Annotated in this window: 25 protein-coding genes; 7 read left to right on the top strand and 18 right to left on the bottom strand. The window is 65.3% G+C overall.

All coding sequences use genetic code 11. From position 1 onward, the window contains the following. Positions 1-19: 19 nt before the first annotated feature. The 4 genes from napA to XM1_RS16210 all read right to left on the bottom strand — a co-directional run bounded on the left by napA (position 20) and on the right by XM1_RS16210 (position 5,130). A complete protein-coding gene (gene napA / locus XM1_RS16195; RefSeq protein ID WP_068435263.1) occupies positions 20-2,503 on the bottom strand; it encodes a nitrate reductase catalytic subunit NapA in 2,484 nt (827 codons plus the stop codon). Next, positions 2,500-2,814 carry a chaperone NapD gene (locus XM1_RS16200; protein WP_068435265.1) on the bottom strand — a complete coding sequence of 105 codons (315 nt, stop codon included), beginning with the start codon at positions 2,812-2,814 and terminating at the stop codon, positions 2,500-2,502. Before XM1_RS16200 ends, napA begins: the two co-directional genes overlap by 4 nt. Before the next feature lie 10 nt (positions 2,815-2,824). Further along, positions 2,825-3,310, bottom strand: coding sequence for a ferredoxin-type protein NapF (locus XM1_RS16205; RefSeq protein ID WP_231920548.1), 486 nt, complete (start codon positions 3,308-3,310; stop codon positions 2,825-2,827). Between the two features lie 173 nt (positions 3,311-3,483). After that, the gene (locus XM1_RS16210; RefSeq protein WP_068435269.1) at positions 3,484-5,130 is read right to left on the bottom strand and encodes an EAL domain-containing protein; all 1,647 of its coding nucleotides are present in this window, start codon (positions 5,128-5,130) and stop codon (positions 3,484-3,486) included. A gap of 89 nt (positions 5,131-5,219) precedes the next feature. On the opposite strand from XM1_RS16210, the gene nudC reads away from it, so the two are divergent. Further along, positions 5,220-6,140, top strand: a complete 921-nt coding sequence (nudC, locus tag XM1_RS16215) for an NAD(+) diphosphatase (protein ID WP_068435271.1) — start codon at positions 5,220-5,222, stop codon at positions 6,138-6,140. Positions 6,141-6,143: 3 nt separating this feature from the next. Here the strand turns inward: nudC and XM1_RS16220 are convergent, their stop codons facing one another. The 10 genes from XM1_RS16220 to aroQ form a co-directional block, all read right to left on the bottom strand. Next, positions 6,144-6,437 (bottom strand): type II toxin-antitoxin system RelE/ParE family toxin, encoded by a 294-nt coding sequence (locus tag XM1_RS16220; RefSeq protein ID WP_068435273.1) that lies wholly within the window; start codon positions 6,435-6,437, stop codon positions 6,144-6,146. Further along, entirely contained in the window at positions 6,434-6,682 is a 249-nt protein-coding gene (locus XM1_RS16225) for a CopG family ribbon-helix-helix protein (RefSeq protein WP_068435275.1), read from the bottom strand. Before XM1_RS16225 ends, XM1_RS16220 begins: the two co-directional genes overlap by 4 nt. Positions 6,683-6,750: 68 nt before the next feature. Continuing rightward, positions 6,751-7,644: a phosphoribulokinase gene (locus tag XM1_RS16230; RefSeq protein WP_068435276.1), complete on the bottom strand. Its 894-nt coding sequence runs from the start codon at positions 7,642-7,644 to the stop codon at positions 6,751-6,753. A 12-nt stretch (positions 7,645-7,656) separates the two neighbouring features. Then, positions 7,657-9,036 carry a ribulose-bisphosphate carboxylase gene (locus XM1_RS16235; protein WP_068435278.1) on the bottom strand — a complete coding sequence of 460 codons (1,380 nt, stop codon included), beginning with the start codon at positions 9,034-9,036 and terminating at the stop codon, positions 7,657-7,659. Positions 9,037-9,241: 205 nt separating this feature from the next. After that, the gene (locus XM1_RS16240) at positions 9,242-11,017 is read right to left on the bottom strand and encodes a hypothetical protein (protein ID WP_068435280.1); all 1,776 of its coding nucleotides are present in this window, start codon (positions 11,015-11,017) and stop codon (positions 9,242-9,244) included. 459 nt (positions 11,018-11,476) lie between these two features. Continuing rightward, positions 11,477-11,899, bottom strand: a complete 423-nt coding sequence (locus XM1_RS16245; protein ID WP_068435282.1) for a dCMP deaminase family protein — start codon at positions 11,897-11,899, stop codon at positions 11,477-11,479. 4 nt (positions 11,900-11,903) lie between these two features. Further along, entirely contained in the window at positions 11,904-13,259 is a 1,356-nt protein-coding gene (gene hemN, locus XM1_RS16250) for an oxygen-independent coproporphyrinogen III oxidase (protein ID WP_068435284.1), read from the bottom strand. Positions 13,260-13,403: 144 nt separating this feature from the next. Further along, on the bottom strand, positions 13,404-14,747 hold the full coding sequence (gene accC, locus XM1_RS16255) for an acetyl-CoA carboxylase biotin carboxylase subunit (protein ID WP_068437952.1): 1,344 nt from the start codon (positions 14,745-14,747) through the stop codon (positions 13,404-13,406). 4 nt (positions 14,748-14,751) lie between these two features. Continuing rightward, entirely contained in the window at positions 14,752-15,201 is a 450-nt protein-coding gene (locus tag XM1_RS16260; RefSeq protein ID WP_068435286.1) for an acetyl-CoA carboxylase biotin carboxyl carrier protein subunit, read from the bottom strand. After that, on the bottom strand, positions 15,201-15,668 hold the full coding sequence (aroQ, locus tag XM1_RS16265; protein ID WP_068435288.1) for a type II 3-dehydroquinate dehydratase: 468 nt from the start codon (positions 15,666-15,668) through the stop codon (positions 15,201-15,203). Before aroQ ends, XM1_RS16260 begins: the two co-directional genes overlap by 1 nt. Positions 15,669-15,818: 150 nt before the next feature. Here aroQ and XM1_RS16270 point away from each other — a divergent pair, with 150 nt between their 5' ends. The 4 genes from XM1_RS16270 (at position 15,819) to XM1_RS16285 (ending at position 19,880) form a co-directional block, all read left to right on the top strand. Continuing rightward, entirely contained in the window at positions 15,819-16,631 is an 813-nt protein-coding gene (locus XM1_RS16270; protein ID WP_068435290.1) for a PstS family phosphate ABC transporter substrate-binding protein, read from the top strand. Further along, on the top strand, positions 16,631-17,980 hold the full coding sequence (locus tag XM1_RS16275) for an ATP-binding protein (RefSeq protein WP_156428762.1): 1,350 nt from the start codon (positions 16,631-16,633) through the stop codon (positions 17,978-17,980). Before XM1_RS16270 ends, XM1_RS16275 begins: the two co-directional genes overlap by 1 nt. Before the next feature lie 121 nt (positions 17,981-18,101). Then, a complete protein-coding gene (thiS, locus tag XM1_RS16280) occupies positions 18,102-19,076 on the top strand; it encodes a sulfur carrier protein ThiS (RefSeq protein ID WP_068435292.1) in 975 nt (324 codons plus the stop codon). Between the two features lie 108 nt (positions 19,077-19,184). Beyond that, the gene (locus XM1_RS16285) at positions 19,185-19,880 is read left to right on the top strand and encodes an alpha/beta fold hydrolase (protein ID WP_068435294.1); all 696 of its coding nucleotides are present in this window, start codon (positions 19,185-19,187) and stop codon (positions 19,878-19,880) included. A 4-nt stretch (positions 19,881-19,884) separates the two neighbouring features. Here XM1_RS16285 and XM1_RS24585 read toward each other — a convergent pair whose 3' ends face one another. Further along, positions 19,885-21,207, bottom strand: coding sequence for a sensor histidine kinase KdpD (locus XM1_RS24585; RefSeq protein WP_068435296.1), 1,323 nt, complete (start codon positions 21,205-21,207; stop codon positions 19,885-19,887). An 84-nt stretch (positions 21,208-21,291) separates the two neighbouring features. Continuing rightward, positions 21,292-21,921 (bottom strand): ribonuclease T2, encoded by a 630-nt coding sequence (locus tag XM1_RS16295; RefSeq protein WP_068435300.1) that lies wholly within the window; start codon positions 21,919-21,921, stop codon positions 21,292-21,294. Between the two features lie 130 nt (positions 21,922-22,051). Here XM1_RS16295 and XM1_RS16300 point away from each other — a divergent pair, with 130 nt between their 5' ends. Further along, a complete protein-coding gene (locus XM1_RS16300; protein ID WP_068435302.1) occupies positions 22,052-22,825 on the top strand; it encodes a hypothetical protein in 774 nt (257 codons plus the stop codon). 89 nt (positions 22,826-22,914) lie between these two features. Further along, complete coding sequence (locus XM1_RS16305) at positions 22,915-23,418, top strand: rubrerythrin family protein (protein ID WP_231920550.1); 504 nt, start codon at positions 22,915-22,917, stop codon at positions 23,416-23,418. Between the two features lie 31 nt (positions 23,419-23,449). On the opposite strand, the gene XM1_RS16310 is transcribed toward XM1_RS16305, so the two are convergent. Together XM1_RS16310 and XM1_RS16315 are read right to left on the bottom strand one after the other, a co-directional pair. Continuing rightward, on the bottom strand, positions 23,450-24,838 hold the full coding sequence (locus XM1_RS16310; protein ID WP_082700560.1) for a heavy metal sensor histidine kinase: 1,389 nt from the start codon (positions 24,836-24,838) through the stop codon (positions 23,450-23,452). Further along, positions 24,835-25,509 carry a heavy metal response regulator transcription factor gene (locus XM1_RS16315; RefSeq protein WP_068435306.1) on the bottom strand — a complete coding sequence of 225 codons (675 nt, stop codon included), beginning with the start codon at positions 25,507-25,509 and terminating at the stop codon, positions 24,835-24,837. Before XM1_RS16315 ends, XM1_RS16310 begins: the two co-directional genes overlap by 4 nt. Positions 25,510-25,556 lie beyond the last annotated feature (47 nt).

A 25,556-nucleotide genomic window follows, 5' to 3' on the forward strand; every position in this document is an offset into this window, starting at 1 on the left:
GCGGTCCCTTCCCTCTTCCTTAGGCCTTGGTCACCTTGACCGCGCACTTCTTGTAGTCCGTCTCCTTGGAGATCGGGCAAGTGGCGTCAAGAGTGAGCTTGTTGACCAGCTGGCTTTCGTCGAAGAACGGCATGTAGACCAGCCCCTCCGGCGGCTTGTTACGGCCACGGGTGTCGATACGGGTGGTCACCTCGCCGCGCCGGCTGGCGATCTTCACCACGTCGCCGTTGCGCAAATTGCGCTTGGCGGCGTCGTTGGGATGCATGTACAGCACGGCGTTGGGCACCGACTTGTGCAGTTCCGGCACGCGACGGGTCATGGACCCCGAATGCCAGTGCTCCAGCACGCGGCCGGTGGACAGCCACAGGTCGTACTCCTTGTCCGGCGACTCGGCGGCCGGAGCGTAGGGCAGCGCGAAGATCCAGGCCTTGCCGTCGGGCTTGCCGTAGAACTTCACACCCTCGCCCGCCTTCACGTAGGGGTCGTAGCCCTCACGGAAGCGCCACAGGGTCTCCTTGCCGTCGACCACCGGCCAGCGCAGGCCGCGGGCCTTGTGGTAGGTCTCGAACGGCGCCAGATCGTGGGCATGGCCGCGACCAAACTGGGCATATTCCTCGAACAGGCCCTTCTGGACGTAGAAGCCGAACGCCTTGGACTCGTCGTTGTCGTGACCGGCCTGCAGCTCGGCCAGCGGGAACTTATCCACGGCGCCGTTCTTGTACAGGATGTCGAACAGCGTCTTGCCGCGCACTTCCGGCTTCTTGGCGATCAGTTCCTCCGGCCACACTTCCTCGACCTTGAAGCGCTTGGAGAACTCCATCAGCTGCCACAGATCCGACTTGGCCTCGCCCGGAGCCTTGACCTGCTGACGCCAGAACTGGGTGCGGCGCTCGGCGTTGCCGTAGGCCCCTTCCTTCTCCATCCACATGGCGGTGGGCAGGATCAGGTCGGCCGCCAGCGCGGTCACGGTCGGATAGGGATCGGACACCACCACGAAATTGGCGGGGTTGCGGTAGCCCGGATACCCCTCCTCGTTCATGTTGGGCGCGGTCTGCATGTTGTTGGTGCACTGGACCCAATAGGCGTTCAGCTTGCCGTCCTTCAGCATGCGATGCTGCAGAACCGCGTGATAGCCAATCTTGGGGTTCAGCGTGCCGGCCGGCAGCTGCCACAGCTTCTCGGTGATCTCACGATGCTTGTCGTTCATCACCACCATGTCGGCGGGCAGGCGGTGGGCGAAGGTGCCCACTTCGCGGGCCGTGCCGCAGGCCGAGGGCTGGCCGGTCAGCGAGAACGGGCTGTTGCCCGGCTCGGAGATCTTGCCCATCAGCAGATGCACGTTGTAGATCATGTTGTTGACCCACGTGCCGCGCGCGTGCTGGTTGAAGCCCATGGTCCAGAACGACACGATCTTCATCTTCGGATCGGCGTACATCTTGGCCAGGGCTTCCAGCTTGTCGGCGGGAACGCCCGACAGCTTGGACACCTTCTCCAGGGTGTATTCGGACACGAAGGCCTTGAACTCGTCGAAGGTCATCGGGTCGGACTTGTCCGGAGTGGCCGCGTTGGCCTGATCCTTCTCGAGCGGATTGGTCGGACGCAGGCCATAGCCGATGTCCGTCACGCCCTTCTTGAAGTTGACGTGCTTCTCGATGAACTCCTTGTTATAGGCGTTCTTCGAGATGATGTAGTGGCAGATGTAGTTCAGGATCGCCAGATCGGTCTGGGGCGTGAACACCATCGGCAGGTCGGCCAGCTCGAACGAGCGGTGCTCGAAGGTGGACAGCACGGCGACCTTGCAGCCCTCGTGGGTCAGGCGGCGATCGGTGACGCGCGACCACAGGATGGGGTGCATCTCCGCCATGTTGGAGCCCCACAGCACGAAAGCGTCGGTCTGCTCGATGTCGTCGTAGCAGCCCATGGGCTCGTCGATGCCGAAGGTGCGCATGAAGCCGGCAACGGCCGAGGCCATGCAGTGGCGCGCATTGGGGTCCAGGTTGTTGGAGCGGAAGCCGGCCTTGTACAGCTTGGAGGCGGCGTAGCCTTCCCAGATGGTCCACTGGCCCGAGCCGAACATGCCGACGCGGGTGGCGCCGTCGGGCTTCTTCAGCTGCTCCTTCCACTTCTCCGCCATGATGTCGAAGGCCTGGTCCCACGTGATCGGCGTGAATTCGCCGTTCTTGTCGAACTTGCCGTTCTTCATGCGCAGCAGCGGCTTGGTCAGCCGGTCTTCGCCGTACATGATCTTGGACAGGAAGTAGCCCTTGATGCAGTTCAGGCCACGGTTGACGGGAGAATCGGGATCGCCCTGGGTGGCAACCACCCGGCCGTCCTGAACGCCCACCAGAACGGCGCATCCCGTACCGCAGAAGCGGCAGACACCCTTGTCCCAGCGGATATTGGCTTTTGCCGGCTGGGCGATGGCCGGCGTGGCGATCCCCGCAGCGGCAGCAGTGGCCGCGACGGCGTTCGCCTTAATGAAGTCGCGCCTGGTGAGGCTCATGAAACGGTCTCCCCTTCCAGATCAAGATCAGAATCAAAGTGATGATAAACCAGGGACACATTCAGAATTCCCTGGATGTCGGTCAGGCTGGTAATCGTGGAACCCGCCCAGTTGCCTTCGGCATCCTCGACGGTAACCACCATCCTGCCATCGTCGGTCATGGTGTGGACCTCGACGCCGGGAATCCGGCTGAGGGCATCATGAACCTCGTGCCGGCGCTCCGGCTTGACGTGAATCAACACGCCGCAGATGTTCTCCACCTGCTCCCTGGGCTTGGATTGCTCGGTGGCAACGAAGGTCGCGAGTCTCATCGTCTTCCTCTCAGGCTCGAACCAAAGGTGCCATGGAAAGCGCCCCGACCGGACAGGTCGAAACGCAAACTCCACAACCATTACAGGACTCGTCGGCGATCTCGGGCAGCACGCGGCCGCCCGGCAAAGGCCTGAACTTGATGGCGCGGGACTCGCAGGGGTCGCCGCACAGGCGACAGGTCACGCCTTGAATGGAAATGCAGGCGGCGCCCAGGCGCGCCAGCACGGGCAGAGAGCCGGCGCCGTCGAACGCCTTGCGGTCAATGGCCGCCGGACGGCCGTCACGCGCCACGCACGCGGTATCGCAATCGCCGCAGAAGGTGCAGCCACCCCGGGTGAAATCCACCACCGGCCGGCCATCGGCACCCTTGACGAGAATGTGTTCGGGACAGGAGGTGAGGCAGGCGCCGCAACCATCGCAGGCAGCGGCGAAGGTATCGATGCTCCAGGGCGGACGAGGACCCGAAGGCGCCCGGCTTTCGGTCCGCCTCGTCAACAACGTCCGCCGGGACATTAGCCCAGACATCGGAACTCCTCCCTCGGCAGGCCACCCCCTCTCCCCAGGGATGACGCCAGATGGCGGCAAAATGTCACTCGGCCCGATCGGGCGCTTTGACGTTGGTCAAAAGACCCCAAGGAAGTGAGGGGAAAACTTACCGTAACGCGAGATCAGGCGTGAATCAGGACCCTTTGCCGCATCATGCGCTCGAACTCTTCGGCCGGCACTGGACGAGAGTAATAGAACCCTTGCACGGTGTCGCATCCATTGTTGCGCAGGAACATGATGTGCTCGGCGATTTCGGCACCTTCCGCCACCACCTCTAGGTTGAGACCGCGCGACAGGCCAATGATGGCCCGGGCGATCTCGGCGGTCTTGGGATTGGTGTCCACATCGGCGATGAAGGCGCGGTCGATCTTGAGAGTGGTGATGGGGAAGCGCCCCAGATAGCTGAGCGAGGAATAGCCGGTACCGAAATCGTCGATGGACAGCCCGACGCCCAGGTCGCGCAGCGCCTTCATCTTGCGCACCGCCGTATCCACGTCGTTCATCAGCATGCTCTCGGTGATCTCGAGCTCCAGCCATTTGGGATCGAGGCCGGAGGAGTCCAGCGCCTCGGTCACCGTCTCGATCAGGGTGCGCGAGCGGAACTGCCGCGCCGAAACGTTGACCGACACCTTCAAGGGATCGAAGCCGGCATCCTGCCACTTGCGGTTCTGCACGCAGGATTCGCGCAGAATCCAGGTGCCGATGGCCTCGATCTGCCCGCTTTCCTCGGCGACGGGAATGAACTCTCCCGGCGAGACCATGCCGCGCTCGGGATCCATCCAGCGGATCAGCGCCTCGGCGCCGACGATGGTGTCGCGGTCGGCGGAGACCTTGGGCTGGTAGAAGACCACGAATTCATCGTTGGCCAGGGCGCGGCGCAGGCGGCCCTCCAGCTCCAGCCTGGACTTGGCCTTGCGGTTCATGTCCTTGGAGAAGAACTGGTACTGGTTGCGGCCCGAGACCTTGGCGTAATGCAGCGCGTTCTCGGCATGCTTGACCAGCTGGGCGCTGGAATCGGCGTCCAGCGGATAGACGCTGATGCCGATGGAGAAGGTGATCACCACCTCCTGCCCGTCCAGGGCGAACGGCTCCTTGACGGCGTTCAGCGCCTTTTCGGCGACGATGACGCTGTCGTCGGTGTCGGCGATGGCCATCACCAGGGCGAACTTGTCACCGTCCAGGCGTACCGCCGTGTCGGTCTCGCGCACGCACATCTTGAGACGGCGCGCCACCTCGATCAGCAGCCGGTCGCCGGCCCCGTGGCCCAACGCGTCGTTGACCAGGGTGAAGCGGTCCAGCCCCATCATCATCAGCGCCACCGAACCGCCGGTGCGGTTGGCCTGCAGCACCGCCTGGCCGATACGGTCGGCGTACAGGTCGCGGTTGGGCAGGCCAGTCAGCGAATCGTAGCCGAAGGTGCCGCTCTCGCCGTTGGCATCCTCGGCCACGGCGGGGCGCACCACGCACAGATAGCGATCGGGGAAGTCGGCGGCCGAGTTGATGGCGGCGGCGGTCACCTCGAAAGGGCGTTCCTTGCCGTCGGGGCAGGTGACCATGCCCTGCCAGCGGCCGCCCGCGCCGGGGTTCAGGGCCCGGTAGATCATGCCGGCCGCCAGGCGGGACACCTCGGCCCCGCCCGAGGAGGAAAAGCCCATCAGCGTCTCGAACGCCGGGTTCGAGCGCAGGGGATTGCCTTCTCCGTCGGCGATGATCACCGCGTCGCGAATGGAGTCGAGCAGGCCGTTGAGAAGCGCTTGGATATCATTCATGGATCACCGCCGGCGACAATCTTCCAAATTGCCACCGGATTCGCAATCTTCTTCTCGCCGCCATCTTTTGGTCATGCCAAGCTGCCGCCATGACCTCAGCCATTCTCTATTCCGGACTCGGCCTCGACCGCGCCCACGCGGTCCGCCGCGGCGGCGACATCGCCGAACTCATGCGCCGCCCGGGCGCCCGCTTCACCCTTTACTGGCGCGGCCGCCAGTTGGTGGCCGGCACCCCGCCCTCGGTCCGCTGGCTCGACCGCGCCTACGGCCTGCGCCTCGCCGAGGCGACGGCGGGCAATTGCCTGCTGCTGGGCGAGGATGCGTCGGGGCCGTTGCTGGCGCTCGACGTCTCGGGGCTGGAAGCCGACGAGAACGGGCCGGAAATGGGCGGCAACTGGGTGTGGCTCCGCTCGGTGGGCGGATTGCTGCCCGCCCAGGATTCCGCCCTGCTGGCCTATGCCAGGGGCGTGCTGGTCTGGCGCGAGAAGACCCGGTTCTGCGCCACCTGCGGCGGCTCGCTGCTGGTCCAGGATTCCGGCCATTCGACCAAATGCGCCGCGCCGTCCTGCGGCGCCCTGCACTTTCCCCGCACCGACCCGGCCATCATCATGCTGGTCACCGATCCAATGGGGCGCGCCCTGCTCGGGCGCCAGCCCGTATGGGCGCCCGGCATGTATTCCTGCCTGGCCGGCTTCGTCGAACCGGGCGAATCGCTGGAAGGCGCCGTGGCCCGCGAAGTGTGGGAGGAAGCCGGCATCGAGGTGCGCTCAACCACTTATGTAGCGAGTCAGCCCTGGCCCTTCCCCTCCTCCCTGATGATCGGCTTCAACGCCCTGGCGGACGGGGGCGAGCCGGTGGCCGACCCCCACGAGATCGAGGACGTCCGCTGGTTCACCCGCGACGAGGTCCGCACCTTCGGCGAGGCCGACCGACCGGGCGCGGAAGGGCGCTTCCTGCCGCGCAAGGATTCCATCGCCCGCGTGCTGGTGAATGCCTGGCTGAAAGGCTGATCGTCAAGTCGCCGGTAACCGCCCGGGCCAAAGCCTTGCCCCGTGACGAAGAGCGAGGATATCGACAAACTCCTCCGTCACCCGATAGGCGATGAGGAACGGCAAACCCGGCACCACCAGTTCACGGGCTCCTTCGACCAGCCCCTCGCGCCCCATATGAGAATGGACCGCAAGCCCGTCGGCCTGCGCCCGCAGCAATCGGATAACCCGCAAGGCGGCGGCAGTATCCCGCTCGGCGATATAGGCATGAATATCGCTCAGGTCCCTCAGGGCCGGCCGGGTCCAGCGCAGCCTCATTCCTTGGCTGCCGCTTCAAATCCCTTGAAAAGCGTATCGATCTCATCGGCGGAGGCGAAATCCCCCGCCTTGGCGGCCGCCAGCCCCGCCTGAACAGCCTCCACCCAGCGGCGCTCATCGGCCAGATAGCGATCGATGGCCTCGTTGACCACGAAATTGCGCGAGCGGTTGTGGGCCTGGGCCAAGCGGTCGATCTCGCTCAGCTTGGCCGCGTCGGTACGAATGGAGAAATTCTGTCCGCTCATGGCGCGGCTCCGCAGGGTCTATGATTACGTTGTAATCATAGGTAATCAGCCCCCTTGAATCAACCCGCCTACCCCAGCAGGGCGCGGCGATCCTCCATGATGCGGCGCAGGATGGGGGTGAGGATCAGCTCCATGGCCAGCCCCATCTTGCCGCCCGGCACCACGATGGTGTTGCGCCGGCTCATCCACGAATCCTTCAGCATCTGCAGCAGGAAGGGGAAATCGACGCGGAAGCGGTCGGGCTTCCTGAAGCGGATCACCACCAGGCTCTCGTCGGCGGTGGGAATGTCGCGGGCGATGATGGGGTCCGAGGTGTCGACGATGGGCACCCGCTGGAAGTTGATGTCGGTCAGCTTGAACTGCGGCACCACGTAGTGAACGTAGTCGTGCATGCGGCGCAGGATGGTGTCCATCACCGCCTCTTCCGAATAGCCGCGTTCTGACGTATCGCGATGGATCTTCTGAATCCACTCCAGATTGATCACCGGCACCACGCCGATCTTCAGGTCCACGTGCTGGGCGACGTTGTTGTCCCTTGTCGCCACGCAGCCGTGCAGGCCCTCGTAGAACAGGCAGTCGGTGTCCTCGGGCAGGTCCTCCCACGGGGTGAACTCGCCCGACGCCACGCCCAGATGGGCGAAGCGCGCCGCCTCTTCCTCGTTGTGAACGTAGAAGCGCCGCTTACCCCGCCCGGTGTCGCCGTAGGAGGCGAACAGCTCCTCGAGCTGGGGAAACAGGTTGGCCTCGGGGCCGAAATGGCTGAAGGTGCGGCGCCCGCCCCTTTCCGCCTCGCCCATGGCCTTCTTCATGTCGGCACGGTTATAGCGATGGAAGCTGTCGCCCTCGACCACCGCCGGCTTGATGCCCTCGCGGCGGAACATATGCTCGAAGGCTTCCTTGACCGTGCTGGTCCCCGCCCCCGACGAGCCGGTGACGGCGATGACCGGATGTTTTCTCGACACGATTTACCCCACTCAAGCGGCGATGCGCAGGCGATCCCGCCAGCCGGGATACAGCCGATCGGCGTCGGACGCAAAGGATTCGAACGCACCCTTAAGTTCAGGGTGCCCCTGGGCGTAGTCCACCAGGTCGATTCCCGCCTGCCACGCCTCGTGGGCCTGGCGCAGCGACAGCGCGCCGGCGACGGGGCCGTCCTTGTGGCCGAACGCGCCCCCGCCCGAGGTCTGGATGACGTTGGAATGGCCGAGATTGTCGAAGAATCCCGGCAGCCGCAGCGCGTTCATGCCGCCCGAGATGATCGGCGTGCAGGACGCCATGCCGCCCCAATCCTGGCGGTAATGGGAGCCGTCGGCCAGTTGCCGTTCCAGCATGTAGGCCACCATCTTCTCGTCGGGGGCGCCTTCCATCTTGCCATAGCCCATGGTGCCGGTATGGATGCCGCTGGCCCCGATCAGACGGGCCATCTTCATGTGGACCAGCACGGTGTAGCCGCGCTTGGACTGGCGCGAGGTGACGGCGCCGTGACCCGCCCGGTGATAGTGCAGGAAGGTGCCGGGGAAGTTGCGCCGGCAGGTGGTCACCGCCGTGGGACCGGCCACGAAGCCGTCCACCAGGAAGGCCACGTGGGAGGCATTCTCGCCGAAGGTCTTCAGGATGAATTCGCCGCGCGCGATCATCTCGGCCGGATCGTCGGCGGTAATGTTGGCGGAGAACAGCTTTGGCTGGCCGGTCTCGTCCTGGGCGCAGCGCATGGCATCGGCCACCAGGACCATGGTTTCCTTGAAGGGGGCGAAGACCTGGTTGCCCTGGGGCTCGTCGTTCTTGATGAAGTCGCCGCCCAGCCAGAACTGGTGGCAGGCGTCGGCGAAAGGCTTGGGGCGCAGGCCCAGCTTGGGCTTGATGATGGTGCCGACCACCATGCCGCCGTTCACTTGCGGACGGCCCAGCACCTTCCACATGTGGGAGATGTTGACCGCCGGACCGTCAAACAGCCGAAGGAAATCCGGCGGAACCCAGAAATCCTCCATCTTGGCGTGCTCCACGTCGCTCATGCCCTGGTTGTTGCCCACGGTGAGCGTCAGGAACGAGGCGATCATCGCCTTGCCGTCGATGATGTTGCGGTCGAACAGCTCCACCGGATAGGCGATCTTCATCAGCCCTTCCGCCTCGTCCACCGCATAGACCAGGGCATCGACGCCACGGGTGAAGTCGTCGGTGGTGCAGACCTCCACATTGGTGCCGGTAGACGATTCGGCGGCGAAATGGGCCGCCGTCGCCACATAGCCGTAGCCGGCCCTGGGCCGCATGCGATAGGCGCACAGCACGTGGCGGCCGCCCCTGATCAGGTCTGCCTCGCGCAAGCCCAGATTCACATAGCGCTTCGACTGGTCCATGGCGCCGCAATCTCCCGGATGGTTCTGGGCATTCGCCCTTGTATTCGCGGACGCTACTATGGCCACTCCGGCACGGGGCAGGAACACCCATAGGGGGAGTATGGGAAATTAGTTAGGTGGGACACGCCTACCCGTCAGGTGTGGGATGGGTGGGCGTGCCCCACCTGTCGCGCTCATAGCCCTGGCGGTGACGCCTGAGCTGCGTTCAGGACGAAAGGGGCTCCAGAGAGAAGGCGAAGCTCTGATACACATTGTCCCAATAGACATACAGCATGACCGGCCCATCATAGCCCGATGACGGCGGGTTGATGGTGAATGTCGCGGTCTGATCGGTCTCGCTCTCGGTCTCGGTGGACGAGCTGTTGGTCCACTCGAAATTGGCGCCGATCGCGGCGGTAACCTCCTCTCCCCCCTTCACGGTCGCATCCACGGAATAGGTAACACTGGTTTCCTGGGTTTGGGTCTGGGTCTCGGAATTGGAGAGGGTAAAACTTTCAGTGGGCGAGCCGGCTTCGTAGGTGAAGGTCTGGTTCAGCAGCAGGTAGCGGTTGGGATCGATGGTGCCGCCGGGCATGAACGGGTTTGTCGAAAGGATTGCGGCGTAGTCGGTCGGGGTCAGCCCGGCGGCGTCGAGAGTCTGCTGAACGTCCTGCGGCATGGTGCCCGGCTGGAGCAGCCAGCCGGCCTGGACCCACACGATCTGCATGGTGGCGCCGGCCACACTCATCAGCCACTGCACATCACCGAACGAATCCGCGTAGATGTTGAGCAGTGGGTTGAGCCACAGGTAGAAGCCGTCATTTTGGTGGTCGATGCCGTCGTTATTCGGCCCCGAAAGGTCGATGGTGAAAGTCGTGCTCTTGTTGATGCTGACCGAGCTGGACGAGGAGGTTTCACTGGAGCAGCCAAAGCTTGCCTCGGCCGAAAAGGCACCGGTATCGACTCCGGCGGTGACGCTGTAGCCCTGCTGAAACGAATTGCCGGTGGATACGGTCGTGCCCGCCTGGCTTCCCTGGCTGTAGCTCACGGAGGAAGCCGTGCCGGCGGCACTGCCCGGCGGGGCGTAGATGACGCTGGTGACGATGTATTTGGGCGTCAGGGTCCCCGTCTGGATATCCACTCCCAGGAATGTCGGCCCGCCCTGCCCCGTCTGGCCGATCGAGCCGTTGGACGACCAGTTGATGCCGTCGGCGGAAGAACACTGAAGCAGGACCCCCGAATCGCTGTCGGCTCGAAAACCCACCCAGAGCAGGTTGTTGAAGGCGGTCAGGGTCGGAGCATAGGCCGTGGTCTGGTCAACCCAGTGATTGCCGGACCAATTCACGCCATCCGAGGAAATGCAGGTCAGCAATTCATTGGAACTGCTGTTGGCGACGAAGGCCACGACCATCTGGCCGTTCAGCACGGCCACTGCCGGCGCGGTAAGGCTCGACTGATTAATGGGCGTGTTGCCCGACCAGTTGATGCCGTCGGGCGATGAGCAGACCAGCAGATCCTGAGAGGAACTGGAGGTGATGAACACGATATACAGCTGGCCGTTGAACGAGGTGAAATCAAACCCCCAGGTCGATTGATTCACCGGATAGAACGGGGTCCAGTTGACGCCATCCGGCGACGACCCCACCCAGAGATCACTGCTGGTATCGGCATAGGCCAGCCAGAGGCGGCCATTGAACACTGTCAGCCTGGGCGACCTGAAGGACTGGCCGCCCACAACCATGTTGTTCGACCAATTCACCCCGTCCGGGGACGAGCACAGCAGCACCTGCGGATTGTTGCCGTTGCTGGCCACAAACGACACCCAGAACTGGCTGTTGAACACAGCCAGGTCCGGGATGGCCAGGGTCGTCTGGTCGGCTATATCGATGTTGGGCCCCCAGGAACACCCGTCCGGAGAAGCGCATAACAGCAAGGCGTTGCTATCGCTATCGGCGACAAAGGAAGCATATATCGCACTGTTGGTCGGCAGATTGGCAGACATCGGACCCCTCCGCATCTCTATTTATAATTGAATTTAATTAGGCTTGATCCTTATTGAGATTATGGCTCATATGCACACAACTTTTGAATCATTTTTAGTATATATAAACCATCTTTCGGCATAGGCGTGCCGATGAGGACAACTCTCAATCATGGACTCCCGACCACCCCGTGGGGCCGGCGACGGCGCCTGAAGATGTTGGTATCCGAGCAGGAAGGGGGGAGCGCGTCTCTCGGACGGCCTCAAAGCATGACGTAACGAAATGGCCGCATCCGGGCGAAACTCTTCAGCCCGAGCGGTATCCGAACCTTGAGAAAGCGAAGCTCTTTCCTGGCAGAAAAGACCCAGGGCGCTTCGGCTTAAAGCGGAAGCGCCCTGGGATTCTGGTTGTACGAAAACGCTCTGCCTCTTCAGGGGCTCGGACGCCACTCAGGTTTGAGAGTTTTCCGATTTTTCGATTCAGCCCACCTTGACGCCGGATTCCTCGAACATCACCCGGGCGGTGTCGAATTCCTCGGCGGGCATGGAGGTGGTGCCGTCGCCCACGTGGATTTGCGCCACCCCGGCCTGGATCAGCGAACGGGCGCAGCGCGAGCAGGGATAGTGGGTGACGTAGACGGTGCAGCCCTTGAGGCTGACCCCCACCCGGGCGGCATGGGCCACCAGGTTTTCCTCGGCGTGCGAGGTCCACAGATACTTGGCCGGGCGCTCCATGCGCTCGGGCTTGTCCTCGACGCCCCTGGGCAGGCCGTTATAGCCGGTGGCGCGGATCTCGCCGTCGGGCCCCACCGCCACGGCGCCCACCTGGGTGCTGGGGTCCTTGGACTTGCTGGCGGCGTGCTTGGCAAAGCCCATGAAGTAGTCGTACCAGGCCATGGTCATCTTGTTACACCGCCTTGGAATGGCGCTGCTCGCCCGCCTTGAGATAGCGGTCGAAGGCGGCGCAGACGGCGCGCACCAGGGTGCGGCCCTCCTCGGTGACATGGATGCGGTGGCCAGCGACCTCGACCAGACCGTCGGCCTGCAAAGGCGCCAGCGAGGCCAGTTCGGGGCCGAACTGCGAGCCGTCGGCGCCATGGCGGGCGGCGACCTTGTCCAGGTCGATTTCCAGGTCGCACATCAGCCGCTCGATGATCTCGCGCCGCAGGATGTCGTCGGGGCTGATGGCCACGCCGCGCGAGGTGGCGAGCTTTCCTTCGGCCATGGCGCGCTGGTAGGCGTGGACCTCGCCGTCGTTGACCACATAGCCCTGGGGCAGCGAACCGATGCCCGACGCCCCGAAGCCGATCAGGGTGGTGGCGGAATCGGTGGTGTAGCCCTGGAAGTTGCGGTGCAGCCGCTTTTCCTTCAAGGCGATGGCCATGGCGTCGTCGGGAGCGGCGAAGTGGTCGAGGCCGATCTGGACATAGCCCAGGGTCTCGGTCAGCAGCTTGCAGCCCTGTTCATACTGCTGCCAGCGGGTCTCGGTATCGGGCAGGGTGTCTTCCGGGATCAGCCGCTGGTGCTTCTTCATCCACGGCACGTGGGCATAGCCGAACAGGGCGACGCGCTTGGGCCTGAAGCCCCGCACCGCCTTGTCGATGGTGGCCAGCAGGCCGTCCAGGGTCTGGTGCGGCAGGCCGTAGATCAGGTCGATGTTGACCTCGGGCACGCCGTGCTTGCCCAGCCATTCCACCACCCGCTCGGTGACCTCGTAGGGCTGGATGCGGTTGATGGCCTGCTGCACCTTGTCGTCCAGGTCCTGCACGCCGATGGAGGCACGCGTCACCCCCGCCCCCGCCATGGCCTTGACATAGGCCTCGTCGGCGGTGCGCGGATCAAGCTCCACCGCCACCTCGGCGTCGGGCTTGAGGATGAAGCGGCTCTTCAACAGGTCGATGGTGCGGACGAAATCCCCGGACGAGAGAATGGTGGGCGAGCCGCCGCCGAAATGGACGTGGCGCGCCGTCATGCGGGTGGGCAGCGCCTCGGCCACCAGTTCCACCTCGCGCCACAGGGCGTCCATATAGGCGGCGACGGGGGCATAGCGCTTGGTGATCTTGGTGTGGCAGCCGCAGAACCAGCACATCTCGGCGCAAAACGCGATGTGGAGGTAGAGCGACAATTCCAGCTTGGGATCGATCTCCCCCAGCCAGCCCCGGTAGGTCTCGGCCGTCACGCCGGGATGGAAATGCGGCGCGGTGGGATAGGAGGTGTAGCGGGGAACGCGAAGGTCGTACTTGGCCGCAAGATCGGGGCGCATCGTTTGGTATCCCGGAAAATTCGGCCCAAACCTACTCCTTGCTGCCATCCATTGGCAACACCGGGCGGCGTGGGGGTATTCGGACCAAAGCGAAAGGGGCGGCCGAACCGGCCGCCCCCTGGCAATTACCGCGACAGCCCCCGCTCAGGAGTGCTGCGCCACAAACTTTTCCAGCCAGTGGATATCGTAGTCGCCGTTGACGAAATCGGCGTCCTGGACCAGCCGGTTGTGCAGCGGCAGCGTGGTCTTGACGCCTTCGATCACGTACTCGCCCAGCGCCCGGCGCAGGCGCATCAGCGCCTCGTTGCGGGTGTTGCCGTAGACGATCAGCTTGGCGATCATCGAGTCGTAATGGGGCGGAATGCGATAGCCGGCATAGAGGCCGGAATCCACCCGCACACCCAGGCCGCCCGGCGAGTGATAACCCTCGATCCGGCCGGGGCACGGGGTGAAGGTCTGCGGGTCCTCGGCATTGACGCGGCATTCCAGCGCATGGCCGGCGAAGCGCACGTCCGCCTGGGTGTAGCCCAGTGGCGCGCCGGCGGCGATGCGGATCTGCTCGCGCACCAGATCGATGCCGGTGATGGCCTCGGTGATGGGATGCTCCACCTGCAGGCGGGTGTTCATCTCGATGAAGTAGAACTCGCCGTTCTCGTAGAGGAACTCGATGGTGCCGGCGTTGCGGTAGCCCAGCTTGGCGACGGCGTCGCAGGCGATCTTGCCGATCTTGGCCCGCTGGTCGGCGTTCAAGGCCGGCGACGGAGCCTCCTCCAGCACCTTCTGGTGCTTGCGCTGCAACGAGCAGTCGCGCTCGCCCAGATGCACCACGGCGCCGTAATTGTCGGCCAGGATCTGCATCTCGATATGGCGCGGATGCCCGAGATACTTCTCCATGTAGACGTCGGCGTTGCCGAAGGCGGCCTTGGCCTCGTTGCGGGCCAGCTTCCAGGATTCGGCCAGCTCTTCCGGGTTGCGGGCGACCTTCATGCCCTTGCCGCCGCCACCGGCGGTGGCCTTGATCAGCACGGGATAGCCGATGGCGGCCGCCACTTCCAGCGCCTGCTCCTCGCTATCGATGGAACCGTCCGAACCCGGCACCACCGGGATGCCGGCGTCCTTGACCGCCTGCTTGGCGGTGATCTTGTCGCCCATCATGCGGATGTGTTCCGCCGTCGGGCCGATGAAGACGAAGCCGTGTTCCTCGACCATCTGGGCGAAGTCGGCGTTCTCGGACAAAAAGCCGTAGCCGGGATGGATGGCGTCCGCCCCGGTGATGGACGCCGCCGACAGAATCGCCGCCTTGTTCAGGTACGAATCGCGGGCCGAGGGCGGGCCGATGCACACGGCCTCGTCGGCGAGGCGCACATGCATGGCGTCGTTGTCGGCGGTGGAATGCACCGCCACGGTGCGGATGCCCATCTCGCGGCAGGCGCGATGGATCCTGAGTGCGATCTCGCCCCGGTTGGCGATGAGGACCTTCTCGAACATCATGCTATTCGATGATCAGCAGGGGCTCGCCGAATTCCACCGGCTGGCCGTCGGTCACGAAGATGCGGGTCAGCTTGCCGCCCCTGGGCGCCCGGATGGGATTGAACGTCTTCATGGCCTCGATCAGCATGATGGTCTGGCCTTCGGCGACCATGTCGCCGGGATTGACGAACTTGGGCGAGCCGGGCTCGGGCGCCAGGTAGGCGACGCCCACCATGGGCGAGGTCACCGCGCCGGGATGGTCGGCGTCGGACGCCGACGCCTGGGCCGGCATGGAGGCGGCATGGCCGACGACCGCCGGGGCGGCGTGGTGCACGGCCACCGGCGCCGCCTGACGGGCGACGCGGATACGCATCTCGCCGACGCCGTACTCGATCTCGGTGAGATTGGTTTCATCCAGCAGGGCCGCCAGGGTGCGGACCAGTTCGCTGTCGATGGGAGTCTTGTTGCCCATTATGCCTCTGCATTTCCCTTGATCAGGCGGGCCAGCGCGTCGAGCGCCAGGATGTATCCGTGGCTTCCCAGCCCGCAGATCATTCCCTTGGCCGCCTTGGCCACGTAAGAGTGATGGCGGAACGAATCCCGCTGGTGAATGTTGGACAGGTGAACCTCGATGGCCGGAACCTCGGCCGCCAGCAGGGCGTCGAGAATCGCCACCGAGGTGTGGGTATAGGCCCCGGCATTGATGATGATGCCGGCGGCATGGCCCCGGCATTGCTGAATGCGGGTGACCAGTTCGCCTTCCATGTTGGTCTGCGAGAACTCCACCGCCAGGCCGAGCGATGCCCCATGGGTCCGGCAGGCGGCCTCGATGTCGGCAAGCGTCTCCGTCCCGTACAGCTCCGGCTGCCGGGTGCCCAACATGTTGAGGTTGGGACCGTTCAGAATGCTGATTATGGGATCGGGCCTGTTTCTCACCATGGCAGGGTTTATAGCACGGGTCGGCCGCCGCGCAAGGCACAGAAGCGATCCACCCCAATCCTTGGTCGGGGGTATGCATTCCTCCCTTGCCTAAGTCTTGGTCACTTGGCAAAAGTGATACAAATGGGGCGCGCATACAGGAAAACCATGATGAGCCTGCGCAGGTTCGGGCTTGCATTCGGCGTAGCGGCAAGCCTGCTTGCCATGCCGGCAAGGGCGGAGACAGTACGCGCCGCCGGCACCGGAATCGGCATCGCCATGGTCCGGCTGCTGGCGGAGCAATATCGGCGCGACCATCCCGACACCCCCGTCTGGGTCCCGGAAAGCGTCGGCACCGCCGGGGCGGTCAAGGGGCTGGCCACGGGCAAGCTGGATGTGGGCATCCTGGCCCGCCCCCTTAAAGCCGGCGAGGTGGAGGGCGGCGCCTCGGTCCCCATCTGCCGCACGCCCCTGGTGTTCTACATCAACGCCGAGCGCCGTGACGTCGCGCTGAACCGCCGCGACCTTCCCGCCCTGTTCGCCAATGCCCTGCCGCCGTTCCCCGGCGGCGAGGTGCGCGTGCTGCTGCGTCCGCCATCCGATACAGGCTTCATCCGGCTGCTGGAGGCCTATCCCGACCTGGCTCCGACGGTGACGGCGGCCAGGGACGCCCGCGGCGCCGTCCTGGCACTCACCGACCAGGAGGCCATGGATGCGGTCGAGACCAGCCGCACGCTGCTGACCTTCGGCGCCTTCGCGCCCCTGCTGGCGGAAAAGCGCAAGCTGATCGCCGTCCCCCTGGACGGCGTGGCTCCCAGCCTGGAGACCCTGGAGAACGGCCACCGGCTTCCCGAGGTCCCCCTGGTCCTGGCCCTGCCGCCCTCGCCCTCGGCCCAGGCCAGGGCCTTCGTCGATTACGCCCGCTCGCCCGCCGCGTCCTCGCTGCTGCGCGCCAGCGGCTGCCTGCCCGTAACCGGGCCCTGATGCCCCACCGCGACACCAGCCGGGCCGTCGTCCAATCCGTCACCCGGGTGCGGCGGATGTTCACGTTGGGTCTGGTGACGGTGGGGTTCCTGTGGCTGTTCGTCATTCCCGCCTTCGATGTCTGGGAACGCTATAGCCGGGCCCGGGTCGAGGCGGAAATCCGTCTCGGCCTGGTGGCCGACCAGCTTTCCTCGTTCATCGCCGCCAATCTGGACATCTGGGAATTCGAAAGCGTCCGTCTGCCCTCGGTGGTGGCGGGCGTGCTGCGCGGCGGCACCAATCCGCCGTCGCGGCTGGCCTTCATCGACCTGGGCGGCACCATCAACGAATTTCCGGTCCGCGGCGAGGTGGGGCGCTTCAACCTCCATCTCGAGGATACCGTCACCGATGGCAAGCTGCCGGTGGGCCGCGTGGTGATGGAAGTGCCGCTGGACGAGGCGCTGCGGCCCGCCCTTCTGTCGGGCGGGCTGGGCCTTGCCTCCATGGCCCTGCTGCTGCTCCTGGCCCGGATGATCGGACGCAAGGCCCTGGACCGCTCGCTGGCGGTGATCGAGGAAACCACCGGCAGCCTGTCGCGGCGGGTGGACGAACTGGAAGAGGCCAGGACCCAGCTGGCCGCCCATTCGGCCCACTTGAAGATGGCCACCCAGGACATCACCCATGTGGCATTGCTGACCACCCACCACCTGCGCGAGCCGCTCAGGACCATCCTGTCCTACTCCCAATTGCTGGTGCGCTGGCACCAGACCGGCGCGGAAGGGGACGAGGGCATCGGCTACGTGGATTTTCTCAAGTCCGGCGTCACCCGCATGCAGGCGCAGTTGAAGGCGCTGTCCAGCTATCTCGGCCTGCGGGAGCGCGCCCTGGTTCCGGCCGCCGTTTCCCTGGAGGACGCACTCAAGGTCGCCGGACAAAGGCTCGACAACGCGGTCAGGCTGGAGTGGCGCCAGTTGCCCGAGGTGACGGCCGACGCCGAGATGATCGCCGACCTGTTCACCGAATTGCTGGCCCATGCCGTCCGCCATCGCCGCCCGGAGGCGCCGCCGGCCGTGTCCGTCAGGGCGCGCCCCCTGGACAGGGAGTGGGAAATCCGCTTCGACGACAACGGCCGCCCCATGGCCGAGCGCGACCCCGAACGCATGTTCCACCTGCTGGTCCACGCCGAGGGCGGCACCATGCATTCCGGTCTGGCGGCCGCCCGCCTGATGGCCTTCCTGCTGGGCGGGGCGCTGTGGGCCGAAGAGGGCGAGGATGGCCGGGGCGCCGTGCTGTGCGTCAGCCTGCCCGCCCAAACCCTCGGCCGGCGTCAGGAGGCCGGCGCCAGAGCCGAGATGCTTTCCGCCGGATAAGGCGGGCCGGATCACCGGCGATGCGCCGGGGGATTGCCTCGCGGGCGGCTCGGTGCCATGTTTCAGGCTCGAACGTGTACGGGGGCCCAGGCGCCCCTTGTTGGATGCAGGGACATCATTCATGAAGCTGGTGATCAATGGCGAGGAGCGGAGCTTTTCCGCCACCATGACCGTCGAGGCCCTGTTGGGCGAATTGGGCGTCGATTCCCGCAAGGTGGCGGTGGAGCGCAATCTGGAGATCGTTCCCAAATCCTCCTACGCCCAGGTGGCGGTGAATGACGGCGACAAGCTGGAAATCGTCGCGTTCATCGGCGGCGGCTCGGATGCGGCCGATACCTTCACCGTGGCGGGCAAGACCTTCACCTCGCGGCTGCTGGTCGGCACCGGCAAGTACAAGGATTTCGAGGAAACCGCCGAAGCCATCGAGGCCTCGGGCGCCGAGATCGTCACCGTGGCGGTGCGCCGGGTGAACCTGTCCGACCCGTCCAAGCCCATGCTGGTGGATTACGTCAGCCCCAAGAAGTACACTTTCCTGCCCAACACGGCGGGCTGCTACACCGCCGACGAATCGGTGCGCACGCTGCGCCTGGCGCGCGAGGCGGGGGGCTGGAACCTGGTCAAGCTCGAGGTGCTGGGCGACCAGACCACGCTCTACCCCAACATGCCCGAGACCCTGAAGGCCGCCGAGGCCCTGATCAAGGACGGGTTCGAGGTGATGGTCTACTGTTCCGACGACCCCATCCAGGCCAAGATGCTGGAAGACATGGGCTGCGTCGCCATCATGCCGCTGGGTTCGCTGATCGGCTCGGGCCTAGGCATTCTCAACCCCACCACCATCCGCATCATCAAGGAGAGCGTGAAGGTCCCCGTCCTGGTGGACGCCGGCGTCGGCACCGCGTCCGATGCGGCGGTGGCCATGGAACTGGGCTGCGACGGCGTTCTGATGAACACCGCCATCGCCCATGCCCGCGATCCGGTGCGCATGGCCCGCGCCATGAAGCTGGCCATCGAGGCCGGGCGGCTGTCCTATCTGGCGGGGCGCATGCCGAAGAAGAGCTATGCCGACCCCTCGTCCCCCACCTCCGGCCTCATCTGAGGAGCCCGATACCATGAACATGGAAGCCTTCCTCGACAACGTGATGGTCTACGGCTTCTGGATCGGCCTGGGCTTCGGGGCGTCCTGGCTGATTCGCAAGCTGGTCGGATGAGCCGCAACCTCGTCCTGCTGCCCGGCCTGCTCAACGACCACCGGCTGTGGTCGGCCCAGGCGGCCGCCCTGGCCGGACTGGCCGAGGTGATGGTCGGCGACCTGACCCAGGACGATACGCTCGGCGCCATGGCCGGGCGGGTGCTGGCGGCGGCGCCCGCCACCTTCGCCCTGGCCGGGCTGTCCATGGGCGGCTACGTGGCCATGGAGATCATGCGCCAGGCCCCCCATCGGGTGGAGCGCCTGGCCCTGCTCGACACCACGGCGCGGCCCGATCTGCCCGAACAGACCCAGCGCCGCAAAGACGCGATCGAACTGGCCCGCGCGGGCGGCTTCGACAAGATCATGCCGACCATGCTGCCCCTGCTGCTGCATCCCGACCATCTGAAGGACGAGGCCATCACCGGTCTGGCCAAGGACATGGCCAGAATGGTAGGGGCCGATTCCTTCGCCCGCCAGCAGGCCGCCATCATGGCGCGCCCCGATTCCAGGGATTCGCTGTCCGCCATCGCCTGCCCCACCCTGGTGCTGTGCGGCGCCGAGGATACCCTGACGCCTCCCGACCGCCATGACGAGATGGCGGCGCTGATCAAGGGGGCCCGGCGGGTGAACATCCCCCATTGCGGCCACCTGTCGCCCATGGAGCGGCCCGACGCGGTCAGCGCCGCGCTACGGGCGTGGCTGTCGCCGTAAATCCTCAGCCGCCAAGGGGAAAGCTCAAGGTGAAGGTGGCCCCCTGTCCGGGAGTGCTCGCCACCGAGGCCGACCCGCCGTGGCGCTCGACGATGCGCTTGACCAGATAGAGCCCCAGGCCGGTTCCCGGCGTGTGCTCCACCGTGCTGGAGCGGTAATATTTCTCGAAGACGCGTGGCAGATCCGCCGGCTCGATCCCCGCGCCATGATCGACCACGCGGACCATGGCCCTGTCCTCCTGCCGGCTTATCTGCACCTCGATGGAGGCCGAGGGCGGCGAATACTTGCTGGCGTTGCCCAGCAGGTTGGAGAACGCCACGGCCAGGAGGTCCCTGTCGCCGCAGACGGTCACCGTCTCGGTTTGGGACAGGCGGATCGGCCGTGAAGGCGTCAGGTCCGTGATGTCCGTCACCGCCGATTCCACCAGGGCCCGGAGATCGACCGGCGTATGGCGGAATTCGCTGGAGGCGATCTCCAGCCAATCGTCGTCGGTCAGCATGTCGATCATGTGATCCATGCGCCGGACGGCGCGGAAGACCTTGTCGGTCTCGGTCCCGGTATCACCCTCGCCCTGGGACGTGAGCGCGAGGACCGAGGCGGCCCCCGAAATGATGCCGAGCGGAGTGCGGAATTCGTGGCTGACCATGGCCATGAAGTTGCGTTGCTCCTGGACCGCCTTGCGCTGGATGTCGAGGGCGCTGCGGATCTGCCGGTTGGTTTCCTGCAGCGCCAGTTCCGTCCGCTGCAACCGGCCGATCAGCGCGCCGCGATTGGCGTGGAAGGTGGCGGCAGCGAAGAACAGGATGGTGCTGAGGCCGAGATTGCAGAGAACCGCAAACACCGTCTTGTGGGTCAGGTCGTAGAGTTCGGGAAAGACCTGCCCGAAGGCCGCCGCGACGGACATGGACACCAGGCCCGCGATGCTGACCGTCAGCCACGCCATCGTATCCCAGGAAAGCCCGAGCAGGATCACCGAGCAGACCGGAACCAGGAAGATCCAGTGGATGACCGGCGACGCGTCTCCCCCCGTCAGGGCGCTGTTGGAGAGGATGGCGACGAACAGGCAGTTGGCCAGGAACAGGTTGCCGGTCAGGCGATAGCCGCCGAAAGCGCGGAAAGAAGCCAGCAACGCCAGGATGATGATGAAACAGGCCGACATCAGGACCACGCCGACGGGATAGCCGATTCCCAGCGACACCATGACGTAGACCACCGAGTAGATGGAGGTGATCAGACAGATCTGGATCATCAGGCGATCTTTGATCGCCTGATCGTCGGCCGCATCATGGCGGACCGGCAGAAGCCGCCTGACGATTTGTTCCATCATGTTCAGAAGGCGTCTCTCCCCGACCTCGAATACCCCGGCACGATACCGGGGATTCCCCATCTTGAGGAGAGGGATATTAATACTTCAGTCGAGCATGACCGTTCCCGGACAATTGTCGTTCCCGACCTCGGCGGCCGGGCATGGGATGGGCGAGAGTTCCTTGTCCAGGCAGATACGGATCTCCGCCAGCCTTTTTCCCCGGCACTTCACGGTAAGGGATTGCGGCGGAACCGGCCAATTCCGCTTCAGATCGGACACCCGGATGCGCCCGCCCCCGCCGGCCCGGAGCGAAGGCGCCAGTCCGAAGGCCGCCACCGCCCGGTTGATCTTGTCGAAATACTCGTCCTGGCGGCTGGTGACGCACGATCCGTGCTTGTTCCATTCATGCTGGCGCAGCCCCGGGCCGATCATCACCCTCGACGCCTCGTCCACGGCGGCGGAGGGCCTGACCGGGTCCACCGCCTGACAGCATTGCGGCCATTGTCCCCCGGAATATTGCGGCCACAGCCCATGCACCACGAAGCCGTATTCGGCGCCCGCGCCGCATTGCTGCGGGTTGCGGCGGCCGGCCTGGGTATCGCAAAAGGCCGGCGCCCAGGACAGGCTGAGCAGATAGTAGTCGAACCGCCCCGCGACGCCCCGCACCGGGCCGCACTGCTCAGCCCAGGCGGCGATGGGAAAAAGAAGTCCGGCAACGATCACGAGAATCTTCATCCCAAGCCGTCCGTCTGGAGACCTTTCCGCTTGTTTACGATTGCCCGGCCTGGAAAGCAATCGGAGCGCGAATTACATTCTTAAGAAATGGATGATAACATCCGTGCCGGAATATTCGCCGAGGTGAGTGATGACGGGCCGTGGGCCGGAACATCTGCGCAAGACCACCAACGTGGTCCTCGACGCCCTGGTCAGGGCGGCGGAACAGGCGTTGCACGGCCACGCCATCGACATGCGCACCCTGGAAGCCCTGGTGGCCGAACTGAAGGATTCCGTCGCCTTCGACGATTTCTACCACCGCTCCTACCGCGAGCTGATGGAGGTGGTGGAAGGCGAAAACATGGAGCAGCGCCGTACCAACGCCTTCGGCCGGCTGATGCTGCACCCCCTGTCGTCGCTGTTCTCCGAAGACCGCCTGGACCGGGTGCTGATCCCCAACATCTTCTCGTTCCTGCACATGGTGCTGGGCGACGAGGAAGCGGTGGCCGCCGAGCGCTGCAACACCATCGTCAAGACCTTGAAGGACGACCTGGGCGACCATTTCACCTGGGACGCCTTCTATGCCGATGCCGAGGCCAAGGTCATTCTGTGGCACGTCCTGGTCAAGATCGCAGCCTCGTTCAAGCGCTACGATCTGCGCAAGGACTGGTTCATCAAGCTGATGCAGTACCGTCCCACCACGGTCAGCCTGGCGTCCAACGCCTTCGTCACCAAGGAGCACAGCCCCTACGACGACCCGATCCAGTTCGGCGAGCGGGAGTTCTGCATGTTCTTCCACGCCATGTTCGATCCGCTGCAGAACCTGGACCGCAAGGACGAGGCCGCCTTCCACAAGGAATTCGGCACCGACCCCCACCACCTGATCGGCGGCTTCCTGGTCAATCTCGCCACCTGCGTGATCTAGGGCTGGACCCTATCCATATTCCCCCCCGGACTCGGCTGCGATAGGATCCGCCCCGATCCGGCTTGGACCGGAACCGATCGAGGGGGAAAATGATGACGACCAACGACAATCTCGCCGCGGCCTTCGCGGGCGAAAGCCAGGCCAACCGGAAGTATCTCGCCTTCGCCGAGGCCGCCGCCAAGGACGGCCTGCCCGAGATCGCCAAGCTGTTCCGCGCCGTCGCGGCGGCCGAGACCATTCACGCCCACGCCCATCTCCGGGCCATGGGCGGTGTCAAGGCGACGGCCGAGAACCTGCGCGAGGCCATCTCCGGCGAGAAGCACGAATTCGAGGAAATGTATCCCGACTTCATCGCCACCGCCGAGGCCGAGGGCGCCCGTCAGGCGCTGCTGGCCATGCGCCACGCCATGGCGGTGGAGAAGGTTCACCACGGCCTGTTCCTGGACGCCCTGGCCGCCATCGAGGCCGGTCACGACTTGCCCGAGGGCGAGATCCACGTCTGCGCCATCTGCGGACACACGGTGATCGGCGAGGCGCCGGACCAGTGCCCGGTCTGCAACGCCAAGGCGGGAAAGTTCTCCGCGGTCGCGTGATCGATTTTGGCCAACGGGCCGGGCGGCGATGTCAGCCCGGCCCCGACGGCGACCGAAGGGCCAGGCTCACCCGCGTTCCCCGCCCCACCTCGCTTTCCACCACCACCGAACCATCGTGCAGTTCGGCGATGGCCTTGACGATGGCCAGCCCCAGCCCGATGTGCCCGCCGCCGGTCTCGCGCGCCCGGTCGACGCGGAAGAAGCGGTCGAACAGCCGGGGAATATAGGTGGAGGGAATGCCGCACCCGGTATCGCTGACCGCGATCCGCACCAGATCCCCGTCGCGTTCGGCTTCCATGACGATCCGCCCGCCCGGCGGCGTGTAGCGCACCGCGTTGGCCACCAGGTTGATGACGGCGCGGCGCAGCAGCACCCGGTCGCCCTGGGCGTCGAGGCTGGGCTGGGAAGCGGAGACGGTCAGACTGATGCCGGCTTCCGCCGCCAGCGGGTCGTAGAACTCGCGCACCGCCTCCAATTCGGCGACGATATCCAGCGGCTCGCGGTTGACGGTGACCGACTGGTTCTCGACGCGCGACAGAAACAGCAGGCGCTGGACCATGTCCGACAAGGCGGTCAGTTCCTCGCGCACCGATTCCAGCACCTCGCGGTATTCGCCGGCCGGCCGTTCGGCGGTGAGCGCCACGTCGATCTGGCTGGTCATGACGCCCAGCGGCGTGCGCAGTTCGTGGGCGATATCGTCGGTGACCTGCGCCACCCGGTCGAACGACACCTGCAGGCGGTCGAGCATGGCGTTGAAGCTGACGCCCAGGGGACGCAGCTCGTGGGGCAGGTTGCCCGCCTCGATACGCCGGCCCAGGGTCGCCCCGCCGACCGCCCTGACCGTCTCGGCCAGATTCTGCAGCGGCCGGATGCCGTGGCGGACGATGTGGTAGCCCGCGAATCCGCTCAGGATCAGCGCCACCAGCGAGGCCAGCCACAGCCGTCCGCCGGTGGGGGCCAGCAGCCGGAATTCCGAGGCCTCCGACGCCACCTGGACGGTCATGGGGACGTCGCCGCCGCTGGACCGGCTTACGACCCAATACTGGCGGTCAGACTGGCCGCGCACCAGGGCCGGCCGCCCGCCCATCGCCGCCCCCAGATCGGGAAATTCGGCGCTCATGCCGTGGATCTCGGCCAGGGTCTTGCCGTCACCCCCCAAAATGCGGACCAGCCCCGGCGCATCGGCCGGTAACAGCACGGGCAGGCTGGGAGGTTGGCCCGAACCGGCGGCCATGCCCACCTTGAGCGCCAGGTACTCCGCCCGGGCGATGACATATTGCTCCTCCTGGGCGGACAGCACCGGCGCCAAGGTGAGATAGGTGAACACCGCCTTGGCCAGCAGGGTCGCCACCGAGGTGAAGATGAACAGAATGGTCAGGCGCCCGGCGATGGAGCGGAAGGCCCGGGGCAGCATGCTCATCCCGCGTCGTCCAGGGCGTAGCCGACACCCCGCACCGTCTTGATCAGGCGGCGCTCGAAGGGATCGTCTACCTTGATGCGCAGACGGCGGATATGGACGTCCACCACGTTGGAATCGCCGTCGAAATTCATGTCCCAGATCTGCTGGGCGATGTAATGGCGCGACAGGATCTCGCCCGGCCGCCGCGCCAGGAGATGCAGCAGGGCGAATTCCTTGGGCGTCAGGTCCAGACGGGTCTCGCCGCGAAAGGCGCTCATGCGGGCGGGCTCCAGCTTCAGGTCGCCGACGGTCAGGACGTCGGGCTGGCGCACCGGACCGCGCCGCAGGATGGTCCTGATCCGGGCGAGGAGTTCGGCGAAGGCGAAGGGCTTGGGCAGGTAGTCGTCCGCCCCCAGTTCCAGGCCCTTGATGCGGTCGCTGACGCCATCGCGGGCGGTCAGGAACAGGGCCGGCACCTGCACTCCCCTGCCCCGCAGTTCCGACAGCACGGACCAGCCGTCGCGCCCCGGCAGCATGACATCGAGGATAAGCAGGTCGTACTCGCTGATCAGCGCCATGCCCAGGCCGTCGTCACCGCTGGCCGCCACGTCCACCACGAAGCCGTGCTCGCGCAGGCCCTTGGCGGTGAATTCGGCGATCTTACGCTCATCTTCAACCAGCAGGACCTTCATGGTTTCGCTCCCAGTCCCCTCTGAGCCAACTTTAATTCTGATGTCAT

It is taken from the genome of Magnetospirillum sp. XM-1 (assembly GCF_001511835.1).
Classification (GTDB): Bacteria; Pseudomonadota; Alphaproteobacteria; order Rhodospirillales; family Magnetospirillaceae; genus Phaeospirillum.